Annotated in this window: 15 protein-coding genes; 5 read left to right on the forward strand and 10 right to left on the reverse strand. The window is 63.5% G+C overall.

The annotated features are described in order from the left end of the window. Positions 1-85 precede the first annotated feature (85 nt). Both BSG08_RS06520 and BSG08_RS06525 read left to right on the forward strand, forming a co-directional pair. Positions 86-1,402, forward strand: a complete 1,317-nt coding sequence (locus BSG08_RS06520; protein ID WP_175544713.1) for a M23 family metallopeptidase — start codon at positions 86-88, stop codon at positions 1,400-1,402. Further along, positions 1,392-1,922: a bactofilin family protein gene (locus BSG08_RS06525; protein ID WP_093033896.1), complete on the forward strand. Its 531-nt coding sequence runs from the start codon at positions 1,392-1,394 to the stop codon at positions 1,920-1,922. The genes BSG08_RS06520 and BSG08_RS06525 overlap by 11 nt, the downstream gene beginning before the upstream one ends. A 65-nt stretch (positions 1,923-1,987) precedes the next feature. On the opposite strand, the gene BSG08_RS06530 is transcribed toward BSG08_RS06525, so the two are convergent. Then, entirely contained in the window at positions 1,988-2,569 is a 582-nt protein-coding gene (locus BSG08_RS06530; RefSeq protein ID WP_093033899.1) for a TetR/AcrR family transcriptional regulator, read from the reverse strand. A 113-nt stretch (positions 2,570-2,682) separates the two neighbouring features. Here BSG08_RS06530 and BSG08_RS06535 point away from each other — a divergent pair, with 113 nt between their 5' ends. Beyond that, positions 2,683-3,060: a DsrE family protein gene (locus BSG08_RS06535; protein ID WP_093033902.1), complete on the forward strand. Its 378-nt coding sequence runs from the start codon at positions 2,683-2,685 to the stop codon at positions 3,058-3,060. Positions 3,061-3,124: 64 nt separating this feature from the next. Next, entirely contained in the window at positions 3,125-4,039 is a 915-nt protein-coding gene (locus BSG08_RS06540; protein WP_093033905.1) for a pyridoxamine 5'-phosphate oxidase family protein, read from the forward strand. A 27-nt stretch (positions 4,040-4,066) separates the two neighbouring features. Here BSG08_RS06540 and BSG08_RS06545 read toward each other — a convergent pair whose 3' ends face one another. From BSG08_RS06545 to BSG08_RS06565, 5 genes are all read right to left on the reverse strand, one after another. Then, positions 4,067-4,795 carry a hypothetical protein gene (locus BSG08_RS06545; protein WP_093033908.1) on the reverse strand — a complete coding sequence of 243 codons (729 nt, stop codon included), beginning with the start codon at positions 4,793-4,795 and terminating at the stop codon, positions 4,067-4,069. Beyond that, the gene (locus BSG08_RS06550; RefSeq protein WP_093033911.1) at positions 4,792-6,252 is read right to left on the reverse strand and encodes a metal-dependent hydrolase family protein; all 1,461 of its coding nucleotides are present in this window, start codon (positions 6,250-6,252) and stop codon (positions 4,792-4,794) included. Before BSG08_RS06550 ends, BSG08_RS06545 begins: the two co-directional genes overlap by 4 nt. A 130-nt stretch (positions 6,253-6,382) precedes the next feature. Beyond that, on the reverse strand, positions 6,383-6,967 hold the full coding sequence (locus BSG08_RS06555; protein WP_093033914.1) for an HNH endonuclease: 585 nt from the start codon (positions 6,965-6,967) through the stop codon (positions 6,383-6,385). 172 nt (positions 6,968-7,139) lie between these two features. Continuing rightward, the gene (locus tag BSG08_RS06560; protein ID WP_093033918.1) at positions 7,140-8,960 is read right to left on the reverse strand and encodes an ABCB family ABC transporter ATP-binding protein/permease; all 1,821 of its coding nucleotides are present in this window, start codon (positions 8,958-8,960) and stop codon (positions 7,140-7,142) included. A 64-nt stretch (positions 8,961-9,024) separates the two neighbouring features. After that, a complete protein-coding gene (locus BSG08_RS06565; protein WP_093033921.1) occupies positions 9,025-10,293 on the reverse strand; it encodes a LysM peptidoglycan-binding domain-containing protein in 1,269 nt (422 codons plus the stop codon). Positions 10,294-10,396: 103 nt separating this feature from the next. Between BSG08_RS06565 and BSG08_RS06570 the strand changes: the two genes are divergently transcribed. Then, positions 10,397-10,948, forward strand: a complete 552-nt coding sequence (locus BSG08_RS06570; protein WP_093033924.1) for an LOG family protein — start codon at positions 10,397-10,399, stop codon at positions 10,946-10,948. On the opposite strand, the gene rarD is transcribed toward BSG08_RS06570, so the two are convergent. The 4 genes from rarD to BSG08_RS06590 all read right to left on the reverse strand — a co-directional run bounded on the left by rarD (position 10,909) and on the right by BSG08_RS06590 (position 16,180). Then, positions 10,909-11,805: an EamA family transporter RarD gene (rarD, locus tag BSG08_RS06575; RefSeq protein WP_093033927.1), complete on the reverse strand. Its 897-nt coding sequence runs from the start codon at positions 11,803-11,805 to the stop codon at positions 10,909-10,911. The genes BSG08_RS06570 and rarD overlap by 40 nt on opposite strands. Positions 11,806-11,899: 94 nt before the next feature. Continuing rightward, positions 11,900-12,499 carry a superoxide dismutase gene (locus BSG08_RS06580; protein WP_093033930.1) on the reverse strand — a complete coding sequence of 200 codons (600 nt, stop codon included), beginning with the start codon at positions 12,497-12,499 and terminating at the stop codon, positions 11,900-11,902. Between the two features lie 107 nt (positions 12,500-12,606). Next, complete coding sequence (locus BSG08_RS06585) at positions 12,607-13,176, reverse strand: sarcosine oxidase subunit gamma (protein ID WP_093033933.1); 570 nt, start codon at positions 13,174-13,176, stop codon at positions 12,607-12,609. Beyond that, a complete protein-coding gene (locus BSG08_RS06590; RefSeq protein WP_093033936.1) occupies positions 13,169-16,180 on the reverse strand; it encodes a sarcosine oxidase subunit alpha family protein in 3,012 nt (1,003 codons plus the stop codon). The genes BSG08_RS06585 and BSG08_RS06590 overlap by 8 nt, the downstream gene beginning before the upstream one ends. Between the last annotated feature and the right edge of the window lie 22 nt (positions 16,181-16,202).

Below are 16,202 nucleotides of genomic sequence, written 5' to 3' on the forward strand. Positions count from 1 at the left end.
CAGCCAGTCTGGCTAAGCACGCTGTGGGACGCCGGGAGGTCAAGAAGAGCGTCAGAACCGGAAGGGCGACAAGGGAAGAGACCGCGTGAGAACACGACTTGCAATAAGACTGCACATCCTGCTGGAGCGACATTTCCCCGAACGCCGGGTCTTTCTGCGCTCCGATACCGACACCCGCTTCATTCGCCTGCGCCCCGCAACCCAACTGATCGCCTGTTCCGGCGCGGCGGCAATCGTGGCCTGGGCGATCATCGCCACCTCTGTCCTGGTGATGGACAGTATCGGCTCGGGAAATTTCCGCGAACAGGCCAAGCGCGATCTGCAAACCTACGAGATGCGCCTCAATGCGCTATCCTCGGAACGCGACAAGCGCGCCGAAGAGGCCATCGCCGCCCAGGAACGATTCAGTTCGGCGCTGGAACAGATCTCCGCCATGCAGTCCGAGCTGCTCGCCTCCGAAATCCGCCGTCACGAGTTGGAAACCGGCATCGAGGTGATCCAGACCACCCTGCGGCGCACCATGACCGAGCGTGAAATCGCGCGCTCCGAGGTCAGTCAGCTTGCACTCTCGCTCAAGAGCGACGGCACTCTGGAGGACAAGATCGGCACAATTCCCGGCGACGCAACCGTCGATTTTCTGGCCGAGGCCCTGCAGGACGCGGCCGCAGAACGGGACCTGACCATCGCCAATGCCCAGGCCGCGCTGGTTCAGGCCGATGAAATGGCGCATGAACTGCGGCTCCTGCAGGAACAGAACGACCAGATCTTCAGCCAGCTCGAAGACGCCATGGCAATCTCGGTCGAACCGCTGGACAAGATGTTCCGCGCGGCGGGTCTCGATACCGATAGCCTGCTCAACACCGTGCGTCAGGGATATTCGGGCCAGGGCGGTCCGCTGACACCCCTGTCATTCTCCACCAAAGGTGCGGCCCCCTCGCCCGATGCCGAACGCGCCAACCGCATCCTGGACCGCATGGACGAAATCAATCTCTACCGGATCGCGGCACAGAAAGCGCCCTTCGCCCTGCCGGTCAAGAATGCATTTCGCTACACCTCGGGCTATGGCATGCGGTGGGGCCGGATGCATAGCGGCACCGATTTCGCCGCGCCGCAAGGCACGCCGATCTACGCCACCGCCGACGGTGTCGTTACCCACGCGGAATGGCTTGCGGGCTATGGTCGGCTGATCAAGATCAGGCATGCGTTCGGGATCGAGACCCGCTATGCTCATCTCTCGCAAATCCGGGTCAAACCCGGGCAAAGGGTCTCGCGCGGGGAACGGATTGGTGATATGGGAAATTCTGGACGTTCCACCGGCACCCATCTACACTACGAGGTCCGCGTCGGCGACAAGCCCGTCAACCCCATGATCTATATCAAGGCTGCAAACAATGTTTTCTAAGAGCAAAATCAACGAACCCGCGCAAAAGCCCGCCGAGGCCAAGCCCGCCCCGCCGGAAAACCGGCTTGACCAGGCCCGGCCCGACGCGGGAACGGAGTTCAAGGCGCAGGCCCCCAAGGCCAAGCCGCCCGCCTCGGTGCTGTCGTCGGATCTCCATGTCACCGGGAACCTGAAAACCACCGGCGATATCCAGGTCGAAGGCACCATCGAAGGCGACATTCGCGCGCATCTGCTGACCATCGGCGAAGGCGCCACCATCAAGGGCGAGGTGATCGCCGATGACGTGGTCATCAATGGCCGCATCGTCGGTCGCGTGCGCGGCCTCAAGGTGCGCCTGACCTCTACCGCGCGGGTCGAGGGCGATATCATCCACAAGACCATCGCCATCGAATCCGGCGCCCATTTCGAGGGGTCCGTGCAGCGTCAGGATGACCCGCTCACGAACAACAAGAGCGCTCCGAAACCGACCGCTCCGACCCCGGCGACAGCAGCACAGCCCAACAAACCGGCAGACGCTTAACCGCTTCAGACCCGTCCATCACGCGGTCAACCATAAAGGCACCCTGCCCGGCAGCGGTGCCTTTTTCATGGTCGCAACCGCCCCGCCTGTTCCGGCAGATCCCGCAGCCGCAGCAAAAAATTCTCGAATGGCCGGGTGGTCCCCAGAACCCGTGACAGGACCAGACTGCCCTGCAACTCGCAAAGCAGTTGCTCTGCCATCAGATCGGCATCCTGCGCGCCCATCCCCGCGTCCTGCATGACCAGTGAAATCGCCTCGGACAGATCACGCACCAACCTTCTCACCTGATCCGAAAACGGGCCTGTTGTGCCAAAATCGGCCGACAGGACATTGACGAGACAGGATTGCTTTCCCCCGGAATAAAAGCTGTCCAGCGCGTCTGCCATGGCAGCGACCCGATCCTGCGGCCGGCCCTGCGCCCTGAGCACGGCAATCACCCGCGCCTGCAACCATGCCTCGGCAGCCGACAGGACATCACGCGCCATCTGTTCCTTGCCACCCGGAAACCTATGATAAAGGCTCGCCTTCTTCAATCCCGTCGCCGATGCAAGTATGGCAACCGTCGCGCCGTCATACCCGACCTCGCGAAAGGCACGGCTCAGCTTCGCCAGAAGCGCATCATCCTCAATCAGGACCGGTCGGGCCATCGGGATCACCTCAGCAACACGTTACCGAACGGACGGTAAACAATTCTGTTGACAATCGCAACAACATCCTGCAAATCGTTTTTTACCGAACGTTCGGTTAAAGGAGACAAACAATGACCAAAACTGCAATCGTCGTCTATTCGGATCCGGCGGCACAATCGCAGGAGGCCCTGGGTCGCCTGTTCAACGCCCTGTTCCTCGCCTACGAACTCAAGGAAAAGAAACAGAGCGTCGCAGTGCTCTTTCAGGGCACCGGCGTCCGCTGGGCTGCCGAACTGGTAAAGTCCGATCACCCCGCCCATGCCCTCTTCAAAGCGGTCGAAGACACCATCGTCGGCGTCTGCGGCGGCTGTGCGGATGTGTTTGGCGCAACCGCCGAGGCCGAAGCCTCCGGTCTCGCGCTGCTCCGCAACAAGGCGATCCCCGGCACCAACGGCATCATCGACCTGTCGGCCTATCTCGATGACGGCTACCGGATCCTGACCTTCTGATCCTCTCACCCACCGGACCGTGCCGCATATTCCCGGCACGGTCCCCGATCCGGGATATTCGACCATGGCCCTCTCTGCCCCCTATCATGACGGCGAAATCGCGATTCAGGAACGCTACGGCGACAGACCCAGGGCACTTGGCCTGACCCGCGCGCTCTTTGATGCCATCCCTGCGGGATCCATGAGTTTTCTCAGGGAACAGCAGATCTGCGTGCTTGGCGCTGCCGCCGGGGACGGCGCCATATGGGCCACGACCCTCTTTGGCGCACCCGGCTTCATGGAACCCTCGGATGACGGCAAACGCCTGCATGTATCTCTTGCCGGGAACCGGGTCATGACCCTTGGAGATCCGGTGCTGTCGCTCCTGCGTGACGGTGCGCCGGTCGGCTCGCTTCAGATCGACCTGACCCGCCGGACCCGATTGCGCGTCAACGGACTTGCCCGAGAGGTGTCCGACGACGGCTTTGTCATCGAGGTGGAACGCGCCTATCCCAACTGCCCCAAGTATATTCAGCGCCGCGCCGCCGAACCACAGCCAGCACCCGCCACTCCCGCGCAATACAGCCACGGAACGACGCTGACCTCGGATCACCTTGCCCTGATCGCATCGGCGGATACGTTCTTTATCGCCTCCTCGCATCCCGAGGGCCCGGTCGATGCCTCGCATCGCGGCGGCGCACCGGGATTTGTCGAACTGCACGGCTCTGTCCTGCGCTTCGCCGACTATGTTGGAAACGCGATGTATAACACGCTCGGCAATCTCCATCTCAATCCCCGCGCCGGTCTGAGCTTTGTGGACTTTGACCGGGGGCTGCAACTCCACCTGACGGGAACCGCACGCCTTGATCTGCAACAGCCCGGCGCCGGACGCAGATCCACCGGACGCTGGGTCGAGTTTTCGCCGACCGCCTGGGTCACGGGGCCAATCGGCACCACATCACGATGGGTCTTTCAGGAGGCTTCGCCCTTCAACCCCTAGGCAGCCGCATATCCGCCCGCCCACAGGTCAGAACCGATAGGTCAACCCGACCAGAGGACCGGAAAACTTCACGTCAAACGCCCGCCCGCCGCTGTTGTAATCTACATGCAGATGCCGATACCCCGCCGACAGGTAGAGCGACTCGCTCGCCTGCCAGTTCACCGTGGCCACAAACTGCGCCGTGAAATCCGACCCCGCACCAAAGCCGCCGATATCCGCATAGCCGATCAGCGACCACCGCTCAGCCAGCCGGACATTGGCCCGCGCCGCCAGCACCGGATCGACAAAGTCGGCATCCAGCCCGGCGGCAAGCCCCGGCACCGGCGTGCGCGCCGCCGCCTCGACCCGCCAGTGCCGCAACCCGGCCAGCAGATCGACCGCGACCTCGGGCTCTGAAATCACCCGATAACCCGCCGCCAGCGTCAGCGATCTCTGCTCCAGCCTCGCACTGACCGGCAGGCCCAGCGACGGGACGGTGCCGCTGCGCGAACTGCGCGACGCCGAGATATCGCCCAGCACCACGAACCGCCCGTATCGCGCATAACCAGACAGGAAAAACGCGGCCTCGAGGTCGCCAAGAATATCCGACAGGCTCTCGTCGAAGTCGAGCGTCGGCCCGCCGCGCACCGGCGTCACCGACCCGCCAACCCCGGTGCCCCAGAGATAGGGCGTGACCTGAACATTCCAGTCCTGCGCAGAGGCCGCGCCGCCAATTCCGGACAGCAGCGCCCAAGCGCCCAGAATACTCCGGATCATTGCACCTGCTCCTTGACGACGGCCCCGCCTTTCATGATCAACGCAAGGCTCTCGTCGGGCCTGTCCAGCCAGTCGAGCCCCGCCTGCGGATCACCTTCGATAACCAGCAGATCCGCCATCGCCCCCTTGGCGATGACCCCCAGCCGCCCGTCATACGAGGCCCGTTCGCCGGACATCGCCAGCAATTCACCCGCCGCCCCCGTCGCCATGCGCAGCACCTCCAGAGGCGGCATGAACCGCGTGAGCTTGGCCAGTTGGCGGCCCTGACTTGCCGCTCCCGCCGGGTTCATCAGGATATCGGTGCCAAAGACCATGTTGACCCCCTCCGCCATTCCCATCTCGAAGGCGCGCACGGTCCCGGCCGAAACCTCCTCCTGCTTGGCGCGCTGAACCGGATCGGTCCTGGGATTGGCGTCCTCGTCCATCAGGAATGGCTGGATCGACCACGATGCCCCCTCCTCGCGCATCATCCGCACGGCTTCAATATCCGCCAATTGCCCGTGCTCGATGGATTTCACCCCGGCCCGCAGGGCGCGCTGAATACCCTCGGGCGTGTAGACATGGGCACAGACATAGGTGCCCCAGTCGGCTGCCGCCTCGACCGCCGCGCGCATTTCGTCCTCTGTCAGTTGCAGGCTTTCCAGCGGATCATAGAGCGAGGTCACACCACCCCCCGCCATGATCTTGATCTGGCTCGCGCCCTTCATCAACTGCTCGCGCGTGCGGCGCAGCACCTCGGCCCGCCCGTCGGCAATCGCCACGACACCAGCCCGCTCGCTATAGCTCAGATCGCCATCAGCGCGCGGCAACTCGTTCAGCAACCGGAAATCGCCATGCCCCGAGGTCTGCGAGATCATCGCCCCCGAGGCCAGAATGCGCGGTCCCGGAATAGCCCCCCGGTCGATCGCCAGCTTCAGCCCGAACGCCGGCCCGCCGGTATCGCGCACCGTGGTAAAGCCGCGCCGCAGCGTCGCCCCCGCCTCGCGCCCCGCCATCAGATGCACGAAACCGATATCCCCCGCCATCGCCTGCAACTGCGTCACCGCCACCAGCGTGCTGTGCCAATGCGCGTCGATCAGCCCCGGAATGACCGCACGTCCGCCGCAATCAATGCGCTCGGCCTCCTGCGGTCCCTGTCCGGCAGGCGGCAGGGCCACGATCCGCCCTGCCTCGACCAGGATATCGCGCCCCTCCCGCATGGCCAGCGTGCTGCCATCGAAATAACGCAGGTTGGTCAGCAGAATTGGCCGCCCCGGCGTCTGTGCCCGCACCTCCGACGGCACAAGACCGAAACCCGCGAACATGCCCAGAATGGCCGCCGTTCCGCCCAGCATCGCGCGCCGGTCCAGATCCGCCGCGATCCGGGCAAAGGCTGCCTGAGTCTGCGGCGCGCCGCACAGACAGCAATCAATCGCTTCACCATCAATCAAAGCAATCTCGGCACAGCAAAGACACATGCCAAATCTCCTTGTTCCAAACATCCGGCCGCCCCGAACGGAGCGATCCGTCAAATAATGCTCATTGTTCTAGGACAAAATCTGCCGCCGCCAAATCATATCGCGATGTCGTGCCGTCCACCCGCGCCCGTCAGGCGTCAAGTTCGGCATCCCAATAGAGAAAATCCAGCCAGCTTTCATGCAGGTGGTTGGGCGGAAACTTGCGCCCCAGATTGCGCAACTGCTCGGCCTCGGGACAGCGCGGCGGCTTGCGCAGCGTCAGGCCGGACTGACGCAGACTCCGCGCACCCTTGCGCAGGTTGCACGAACTGCAAGCGGCAACGACGTTTTCCCAGCTTGTCCGCCCGCCACGCGCGCGCGGCACCACATGATCAAAGGTCAGATCCCCCCTCGACCCGCAATACTGGCATCTGAATTCATCCCGCAGAAATAAATTAAAGCGCGTGAAGGCCACGCGCTTTTGAGGTTTTATAAAGTCTTTCAAAACGATGACAGAGGGTATGCGTATTTCCGTACTCGGGCTTCGGACCCAGTGATCGTATTCGGCAACGATATCCACCCGATCCGACCAGGCCGCCTTGACCGCCTCCTGCCATGTCCAGAGCGATAGCGGATAGTAGGACAGCGGTCGGTAGTCGGCGTTGAGCACAAGCGCCGGGAAGTGCCGCAATGCCGCGGGCTCCCTGACAAATTCGGTCCTGAAATCGCCGTCCATCTGAAAGACTACCCTCTCACCCCGGTCCTTGCCGCCACATCCGCCGGGGGTCAGACCACCCCCGTCCTGACTTCCACTATATATCGCGTTCGTTACCTTACAAGTGCGATATGTAGCGCAAATTTGCAGGATACATAACCAGACAAGGTAACCGCCCCGTGACAGCCCCGGATCACGCCGCCGCCTCGTCCTCGCCCATCACCTGCCGGTTCCACAGGGCGGCATAGCGCCCCTGCCTTGCCAACAGTTCGGAATGCGTGCCCTCTTCTGCCACAACCCCTTGATCCAGAACTATAATCCTATCGGCACCGGCCACGGTGGACAGGCGGTGCGCGATCATGATCACCGTACGCCCCTCCGCCGCACGCGCCAGAGCACCCTGAATTTCCTGCTCCGTCCCGGTATCCAGCGCGCTCGTCGCCTCGTCCAGCAACAGGATGGGCGGGTTCTTCAGCAATGTGCGCGCAATGCCCACCCGCTGCTTCTCGCCCCCCGACAGCTTGAGTCCGCGTTCGCCCACCGTGGTGTGATAGCCGTCCGGCAGGGCGCTGATGAAATCATGAATCTGCGCCGCGCGCGCCGCCTCCTCGATCTCGGCCTGCGTGGCCCCGTCCTGACCATAGGCGATGTTATACCCGATCGTGTCGTTGAACAGCACCGTATCCTGCGGCACCACGCCGATGGCCGCATGCAGGCTATCCTGCGTCACATCACGCAGATCCTGCCCGTCGATCGTCACCCTGCCCGACTGCACGTCATAGAACCGGAACAACAGCCGCCCGATGGTCGACTTGCCCGACCCTGACGGTCCCACAACCGCGACGGTTTGCCCGGCGGGCACATCGAAACTGACCGATTTCAGGATCGGGCGCTTGCGGTCATAGCCGAAATTCACCGCATCGAACCGGATCGCCGCGCCGTTCACCTTCAGAACCGCCGCGCCGGGCTTGTCCCTGACATCCGGCGGCTGCTCCAGCAGTTCGAACATTTCCCCCATATCGACAAGCGCCTGCCGGATCTCACGATAGACCGTGCCAAGGAAATTCAGCGGCATGGTGATCTGGATCATGTAGGCGTTGACCATGACAAAGTCCCCCACCGTCATCACCCCGTTCTGGACCCCGACCGCTGCCATCACCATCACGATGATCAACCCGCCGGTGATCAGGAACGACTGTCCGAAATTCAGGAACGCCAGCGAATAGGCGGTCTGCAACGCCGCCCGCTCATACCCCGCCATGGCCGCGTCATAGCGCGCGGCCTCGCGCCCTTCGGCACCGAAATACTTGACCGTCTCATAGTTGAGCAGGCTGTCGATCGCCTTCTGATTGGCGTCGGTATCCTGATCGTTCATCTCCTTGCGCAGGCGCACCCGCCATTCGGTGACCTTGAAGGTGAACCAAGTGTATGCCGCGATCACCACCATCACCACAACGAGATACCAGAAATCGAACAGCACCCAGAGCACGATCCCCACCAGCACCAGTTCCAGCACCAGCGGCCCGATGGAAAACAGCAGAAAGCGCAGCAGGAAATCGACGCCCTTGACGCCGCGCTCGATGATCCGGCTCAGACCGCCGGTCTTGCGCGTGATGTGATAGCGCAGCGACATCTGGTGGATATGCTGAAAGGTCCGCAGCGCCAGCCGACGCAGCGCGCGCTGCGCCACGACCGCGAAAACCGCATCGCGCAACTGCTGAAAACCCACGTTCATCAGCCGCGCCATGCCATAGGCCACGGTCAGCCCGATTGCCCCCGCGCCCAGCATCCACGCCGCACTCTGGCCTTCCCCGGCCAGCGAATCCACCGCCGCCTTGTAGAAAAACGGCGTGCCCACCGCAATCAGCTTGGCCACCAGCAACAGCGCCAGCGCCAGCATCACCCGCAGCCTGATCCCCGGCTGACCGGCAGGCCACAGATAGGGCGCCACACGGCGGATGGTGCGCCATCCATTACCGGGCGGATCAGAGCTGGTTACGCGGGCATGGCTCATGGGCTAGCCTTTTCAATCACTTGCCCAACAGATAGCCCTGTGCCGTTCGGATTGCCAGCCCGGCCTATTCCGGAATGGTAAAGACCTGTCCGGGATAGATCAGATCGGGATCGCGGATGCGGTCACGATTGGCCTCATAGACCCGCACATAGAGAATACCCTCGCCATAGGCCGCGCGCGAGATCGCCCATAGGGTCGAGCCGGGCTGCACCGTAACCACCTCTATGCGTTCCGGCTTTTCCTCCACCGGGCGCTCGGTCAGTATCGCCTGATCCTCACGCTTGAAGGGTGTTTCGACGCGCGAGGTGACCACACCCTGATCATCCACCTCGTCCACCCGCAGCGTGTAGACACCGGCATCGACCTGCGGCAACTCGGTGCGCCAGCTTCCGCCCAGTTCGATCCGTGATGTCGTGACCGGTTCGTTATCCAGATAGATCCGCACGAATCCGGTGCCTGCGGCCCGACCCGAGACCTGCACATCGCCAGCCTCGGAATAGGTGATCGCATCCAGCGCCACGCTCGACATGACCTCGGGGGCCGGTTCGGGCGCGGGGGCCTGCAGAACGCGAACGCCGGTTTCGTCGGACAAGAGCACGGTCTGCTGCTGCGCAGACGGCTGATCCGCCGGCGGCGCCTCTGCCGCCGCAGATTCGGACGGGGCGGTCTCGTCCGGCGCGGCGGTCGCCTGCTCCGTCTCAGCCGCAACCTCCGAAGTTGCCGTTTCGGGTACCCGCTCCGGTTCCTGCGGAGCCTTGGCGCTCGCTGCCTCTGTCGCTTCTGTCGCCTCCGCCTCCTCAGCCGGTTTCGCTTCGGCGGTCTCGACCCGCCCCGGCGTCGGCGCGATGATGACCTCCTCGCGCGATTTAAGCGTCTCGCCAGTTGCGGCGGACCGCATGCCCAACGTCAGGATGCGAGGCCGGTCACTGGCAGGCAGTTGCAGAAATTCCACGAATTTCCCCGTATGGTCGGGAACAACGGATGCAACAGGCGTGTCGTCGATCAGGATCGAGATGTCCCATCCCGGCGCGCCGCGTCCCGCAACGACCATCTGCCCGTCGGGCTCCAGCCGGAAGGTATCAATCCCCGGCGGGTCGGGCAGAGGTGGCGTTTCATTGGTTCCTGTCGCCGCCGCCACCTCTGCATCCGGCGTCTGTGCCGCCTCGGGTTCTGGTTCGGGCGCGGTGGCGGATTGCGCCACCGGCGCAGGATCCTGCGCCGGTTCGGGCGCGGGGACCAGCAGACCCGCCAGATACAGCGCCCCCGCGCCCACCACCGAGACAGCCGCGGCCCCGATCACAAGCCCGGCCCCTAACCCTGCATAATTCTTCATCTTTTCCTTGCATCCCCTGCCCGGACACCGCGCCCGGTTGCCGGAGAATAGCAACAAGGCTATCACGGGTCAAAACAACCCTGCATCAGCCCGGAGTGATTTGATGACAACCCGTTCCGTCTGTGTCTTTTGCGGCGCGCGTCCCGGCAGGAATCCCAGATATGGCGAGGACGCCACCGCGGTCGGTGAAATGCTGGCCGAATATGGCTGGCGGCTGGTCTATGGCGCGGGGGATGTTGGCCTGATGGGGGCCACTGCGCGGGCGGCGCAGGCGGCGGGCGGCGTCACCTTCGGCGTGATCCCGGTGCATCTGGTGGACAAGGAGGTCGGCAAACGCGACCTGACCCAATATGTCGTCACCGAAACCATGCACGAACGCAAGAAGGTCATGTACATGAACTCGGACGCCATCGTGGTTCTGCCCGGCGGCGCCGGATCGCTGGACGAGTTTTTCGAAGTGCTGACATGGCGCCAGCTCGGCCTGCATCGCAAGCCGATTTACCTATTTAATACAGAAGGATACTGGCAACCCCTCATCCTGTTGATGGAGCATGTGATCGCGCAGGGCTTTGCCGACCCGACCCTGCGCAATTACATGCAGCCGGTCGATACGGTTCAGGAATTGACAATCGCCCTGCGCGCGGCCCTGTCCTGACGCCAGCTCGCGGCGGTATAGATCGTCAGCGCGGTCCAGATCATCGCAAAGGCGATGGCGTGCCACAGGCTGAACACCTCGCGAAAGACCATGACGGCAACCAATGCCTGCAGGCTGGGGTTCAGATATTGCACCAGGCCCACCGTGGCCAGGGTGATGCGCTTGGTGGCATAGCTGAACATGATCAGCGGCGTGGCGGTGAGAATCCCGGAAAACGCCAGCAGCAGACTGTCCTGCCAGTTTGTGCCGAATGCGCCCCGCCCGCCCGAATGAAACCACCACAGCACCGTCAGCGCGATGGGCGACAGGATCAGCACCTCGGCGGTGACCGAAACCACCGGACCGAGAGGAAGCCCCTTCTTCACAAGTCCATAGAGACCGAATGTTGACGCCAGAACAAGTGCGATCCAGGGCGGGACGCCCAGACCGATGGTCAGCGTGATCACCGCCGTGGCCGCGAGACAGACGGCGAAAAGCTGTGCCTTGCCCAACCTTTCGCGAAACGCAACCGCGCCCAGAAGCACCGCGACCAGCGGAAAGATGTAATAGCCCAGCGACGCCTCCACCGCCTTGCCGATCTGGATCGAGGTGATGAACACGAACCAGTTGGTCGAGATCATGAGCGCGGCAAACCCGATCAGAACCAGCGACCGGCGCGCGCCCAGCGCCTGACCCAGAACCGAAATCCGACCCTGAACCAGCAACACCAGCGCGAAAAAGAAAAACGACCAGAGCGTGCGATGCGCCAGGATCTCTATCGGCGGGATGTGATCGAGCAGCTTGTAATAGATCCCCGACAGTCCCCAAACCGTGCAGGTGGCGACCATCGCCATGATCCCCTTGGTCGACTCGCGCATTCCACTCCCCCGCCGGCTCAGCAGCTTTCCCTTTGCATGAAAACGCCCCGTCCGAAAGTCCGGACGGGGCGCGCAAACCGGCTATGCGTCAGGATCAGAGCCGCGAGGCGACGTTTTCCCAGTTGACCAGATTATCGAGGAAATTGGCAAGGTAAGCGGGCCGCTTGTTGCGAAAGTCGATGTAGTAGGAATGCTCCCACACGTCGCAGCCCAACAGCGCGGTCTGGCCAAAGCAGAGCGGGTTGACGCCATTCTCGGTCTTGGTCACCTTGAGCGACCCGTCGCTGTCCTTCACCAACCAGCACCAGCCGGATCCGAACTGCCCCGCACCGGCGGCGGAAAACTGCGCCTTGAATTCATCGACAGAACCAAAGCTGTCCTTGATCGCCTTTTCCAGCTCGCCGGGCAGCCCGGTTTTCTTCGGGCTCATCATCTCCCAGAACTGGTTGTGATTCCACAACTGGCTGATGTTGTTGAAGATGCCCGATTGCGCCACGGCGGACTTGTCATAGGTGCCGGTGATGATCGCCTCCAGCGACTTGCCCTCCCACTCGGTCCCGGCAATCAGCTTGTTGCCGTTGTCCACATAGGCCTTGTGATGCAGGTCGTGGTGATACTCCAGCGTCTCGGCGGACATGCCATGCGCGGCCAGCGCGTCATGCGCATAAGGAAGATCGGGAAGTTGAAATGCCATGTTGGCCCCCTGTTCGTTGCGGTCTGTATCGGATGCCCCTACATGGTGGACGGATCGCGCAAAGGTCAACCCCGTTTGGCAGAGATTTTCTGTCGGGATTGGCGGGGTCAGGCGTATAACCCGACCTCGCCCCCCGGTCTTGCCGATGCCTTCAGGAGGTCAAAGGCGTAATCGGCCACCGAACGGAAACAGACCAGATGGAACGCGCCCGCCTCGTCCAGCCAGAAGGCGGCTGGCACCTGCGCCATGCGGGTGCGGCGGAACATGCCGGGGGTAAAGGCATCGGGCGACAGATCCACCGGACACACCTTGGCCAGCACCTCGCGCGCGCCCCTGCCCGAGATACGCATAAAGCAGCGCGCGTCAGACACGTTGACCGCCAGAAAATGCTGCCCCTTGAGGGCTTGCTCAAGCGCTGCGATGGTATCGCCCACCTTGTCATAGGGGCACATCAGCAGCAACTCGTCCGGCGACATCCAGAGTGCTGCGGCGCCATCGCCCGTCAACGCCTGACGCTGCGCGGGCACGGCAAGGCCGATCGCGGATTTGACCGCCGCCTTGACCTCCTTGCTTGCCAGATCGCCGCGCAGGGTGATCATGCCCGTAAGACCCTGATCCTCGATCGTGGCAAATCCCTCGTAGCGGGCCCCGTTCAGGGCGGTCACGGCATCAGACATTCTGCTTCTCCCCGTCCTTGTCGTAAAAGACCGGATCGACGATCTTCGTTTTCACGACACCGCCGTCGACCTTCGGAAACTCGATCACCTCGCCGATGCGGTCCGGGCCGTCATGCACCAGCCCCATCGCGATGCCCCGCCCCAGCGTGGGCGAGAAATAGGTCGAGGTGACACGCCCCTGCGTGTTGCGCTGACCGTTGGCGTTGTGGCCCGCCGCCGTGGCATAGGCCCCGTCGGGCAGGACAGAGCCATCGAGCGTCTCCAGCCCCACCAGTTTCCAGCGGTTCGGGTCCGTCATATGGCTGCGCTCCTGCGCACGTTTGCCCAGATAATCGTCCTTCTTCTTCGAAATCGCCCACTGCATGTTCAGATCCTGCGGGATCACCGTGCCATCGGTCTCGTCCCCGATCATGATAAACCCCTTTTCGGCGCGCATCACATGCAGCCCCTCGGTGCCGTAAGGCGTCACGCCATGCTCCGCCCCCGCCTCCAGCAGCGCATCCCAGAGCGCGCGGCCAAGGCTGGCGGCAACGGCAATCTCATAACTCAACTCGCCCGAGAAAGAGATGCGATAGACGCGCACCGGCATCCCCGCCAGCGTGATATCCGCCCAGCCCATGAAGGGCAGCGCCTCGTTGCTCAGATCGTCCGTGGTCAGCTTGGCCAGCGTCTCGCGCGCCTTGGGGCCAACCACGGCAATCTGCGCATATTGCTCGGTCACATTGGCGGTATAGACCTTCCAGTCCCACCATTCGCATTGCAGCCAGTCCTCCATGTGACCGTGGATCGACTCGGCTCCGCCGGTGGTGGTGTGGCACAGGAACGTGTCCTCGTCGATGCGCGCCACCACGCCGTCATCCACCAGAAACCCGTTCTCGTTGCACATCAGCCCATAACGGCATTTGCCCGGCTTCAGCGTGCTCATCATGTTGGTATAGAGCATGTCGAGGAATTTGCCCGCATCAGGCCCCTTGACGATGATCTTGCCCAGCGTCGAGGCGTCGAGCAGCCCCAGACGCGCGCGCGTCTGGTTGATCTCGCGGTTCACCGCGTCGCGGTGGCTTTCCTCGCCCTTCGGGAAACAATAGGGACGCCGCCACTGGCCGACAGGCTCGAAATGCGCGCCGTTGTCCTCGTGCCAGTCATGGATCGGCGTCTTGCGGATCGGCTGGAATATCTCGCCGCGCGCCGAACCGGCGATGGCCGACAGGGAAATCGGCGTATAGGGCGGGCGAAAGGTGGTCGTGCCGGTCTGCGGGATGGGCTGGTTGAGCGCATCCGAAAGGATCGCCAGACCGTTGATATTGCTCAGCTTGCCCTGATCGGTCGCCATGCCGAGCGTCGTGTAGCGCTTGGCGTGCTCAACCGATTCATAGCCCTCGCGCGCGGCCAGTTGCACGTCCGAGACCTTGACGTCATTCTGATAATCCAGCCAGGATTTCATCCGCAGCCTGATCCCCGCCCCCTGCGGCATCAGCCAGACCGCCTGCATCGGGGCCTCCACGCTCTGCGACCCCTTGGGCGCGGCGGTGGTTTTGGGCTTGTGCCCCACCGCTTTGGCCGCCGCCTTGCCCGCCGCGTCGGCATCCGTCAGAACGCCCGCCAGATCGGACGCGCCATTGGCCGCCCCGGCGGCGCTGACGAATCCCTCGCCCTTCGCACCCCTCGGCGGATTGGCCGGATCGGGACGAAAATGCGCCTGCGCGCTGTCCCAGATCAGCTTGCCACCGCAATGCGACCACAGATGCACCACCGGCGACCAGCCGCCCGACATGGCGATGGCGTCGCATTTCAGCTCTTCCAGAACCGCGCCCTCGCCCGCCTGCGCGCAAATCGCAACGCCCTCGACGCGCTTGGATCCCTTGACCTTTGCAATCGCCTTGCCGTTCTCGACCCGGATGCCCAGCGCGCGCGCCTCATCCGCCAGAGCGCCCCCGCCCGACGCCCGCGCGTCTAGGATCACCGGCACCTCCAGACCCAGCTGTTTCAGCGTGATGGCTGTGCGATAGGCATCGTCGTTGTTGGTGACAACCACCGTGCGGTCGCCCGCCGAAACACCGTAATTGACCGCATAATCGCGCACCGCAGAGGCCAGCATCACCCCCGGAACGTCGTTGCCCGCGAAACTCAGCGGCCGCTCTATGGCGCCCGTCGCGGTCACGATCTGGCCCGCGCGAATCCGCCACAGCCGGTGGCGTGGCGCGTCCGCCTCGGGCGCGTGATCGCTGACCCGCTCATACCCCAGGGCATAGCCATGATCATAGACCCCCGCCCCCATGCAACGCAGGCGCAGGGTGACGTTGGGCATGTCCCGCAGCTTTGCAACAGTCGCCTCGATCCACTCCTCGGTGGGCTGACCACCCACCTCGCCGCCATCGACCGGCGCACGACCGCCCCAATGGGCGGTCTGCTCGATCAGCATGACACGCGCGCCCGCCTCTGCCGCCGCCAGAGCGGCTTGCAGACCGGCCACGCCGCCGCCGATCACCAGCACGTCGCAGAACGCATAGAAATGCTCGTAGCGGTCAGGATCGCCGGGGTTCGGGGCCTTGCCCAAACCGGCGGACTGACGGATGAACGGCTCGTAGACATGTTTCCAGAACGGGCGCGGATGGATGAAGGTCTTGTAATAGAACCCCGCGGGCAGGAACCGCGCAAACGCCGTGTTGACCGCGCCGATGTCATAATCGAGGCTCGGCCAGTGGTTCTGGCTGATACAGGTCAGCCCGTCGAACAACTCGGTCGTGGTGGCGCGCTGGTTCGGCTCGAACCGCGCTCCCTCGCCCAGCCCGACCAGCGCATTTGGCTCTTCCGCCCCGCTTGCCACGATGCCGCGCGGACGGTGGTACTTGAAACTGCGCCCCACCAGCATCTGATCGTTCGCCAGCAGCGCCGAGGCCAGCGTATCGCCGGGATGCCCGCGCAGACGCTTGCCGTTGAAGGTGAAATTGAGGGCGCGGCCCTTGTCGAGAAGGCGGCCACCCTTGGCCAGACGTGTGCTCATGTCCTAAACCCTCGTGCCCGTT

Source organism: Roseovarius azorensis, from assembly GCF_900109455.1.
Classification (GTDB): domain Bacteria; phylum Pseudomonadota; class Alphaproteobacteria; order Rhodobacterales; family Rhodobacteraceae; genus Roseovarius; species Roseovarius azorensis.

Coding starts and splice junctions, on each gene's coding strand:
- BSG08_RS06525 (WP_093033896.1), top strand. CDS start 1,392: ATGTTTTCTAAGAGCAAAATCAACGAACCCGCGCAAAAGCCCGCCGAG.
- BSG08_RS06530 (WP_093033899.1), bottom strand. CDS start 2,569: ATGGCCCGACCGGTCCTGATTGAGGATGATGCGCTTCTGGCGAAGCTG.
- BSG08_RS06535 (WP_093033902.1), top strand. CDS start 2,683: ATGACCAAAACTGCAATCGTCGTCTATTCGGATCCGGCGGCACAATCG.
- BSG08_RS06540 (WP_093033905.1), top strand. CDS start 3,125: ATGGCCCTCTCTGCCCCCTATCATGACGGCGAAATCGCGATTCAGGAA.
- BSG08_RS06545 (WP_093033908.1), bottom strand. CDS start 4,795: ATGATCCGGAGTATTCTGGGCGCTTGGGCGCTGCTGTCCGGAATTGGC.
- BSG08_RS06550 (WP_093033911.1), bottom strand. CDS start 6,252: ATGTGTCTTTGCTGTGCCGAGATTGCTTTGATTGATGGTGAAGCGATT.
- BSG08_RS06555 (WP_093033914.1), bottom strand. CDS start 6,967: ATGGACGGCGATTTCAGGACCGAATTTGTCAGGGAGCCCGCGGCATTG.
- BSG08_RS06560 (WP_093033918.1), bottom strand. CDS start 8,960: ATGAGCCATGCCCGCGTAACCAGCTCTGATCCGCCCGGTAATGGATGG.
- BSG08_RS06565 (WP_093033921.1), bottom strand. CDS start 10,293: ATGAAGAATTATGCAGGGTTAGGGGCCGGGCTTGTGATCGGGGCCGCG.
- BSG08_RS06570 (WP_093033924.1), top strand. CDS start 10,397: ATGACAACCCGTTCCGTCTGTGTCTTTTGCGGCGCGCGTCCCGGCAGG.
- rarD (WP_093033927.1), bottom strand. CDS start 11,805: ATGCGCGAGTCGACCAAGGGGATCATGGCGATGGTCGCCACCTGCACG.
- BSG08_RS06580 (WP_093033930.1), bottom strand. CDS start 12,499: ATGGCATTTCAACTTCCCGATCTTCCTTATGCGCATGACGCGCTGGCC.
- BSG08_RS06585 (WP_093033933.1), bottom strand. CDS start 13,176: ATGTCTGATGCCGTGACCGCCCTGAACGGGGCCCGCTACGAGGGATTT.
- BSG08_RS06590 (WP_093033936.1), bottom strand. CDS start 16,180: ATGAGCACACGTCTGGCCAAGGGTGGCCGCCTTCTCGACAAGGGCCGC.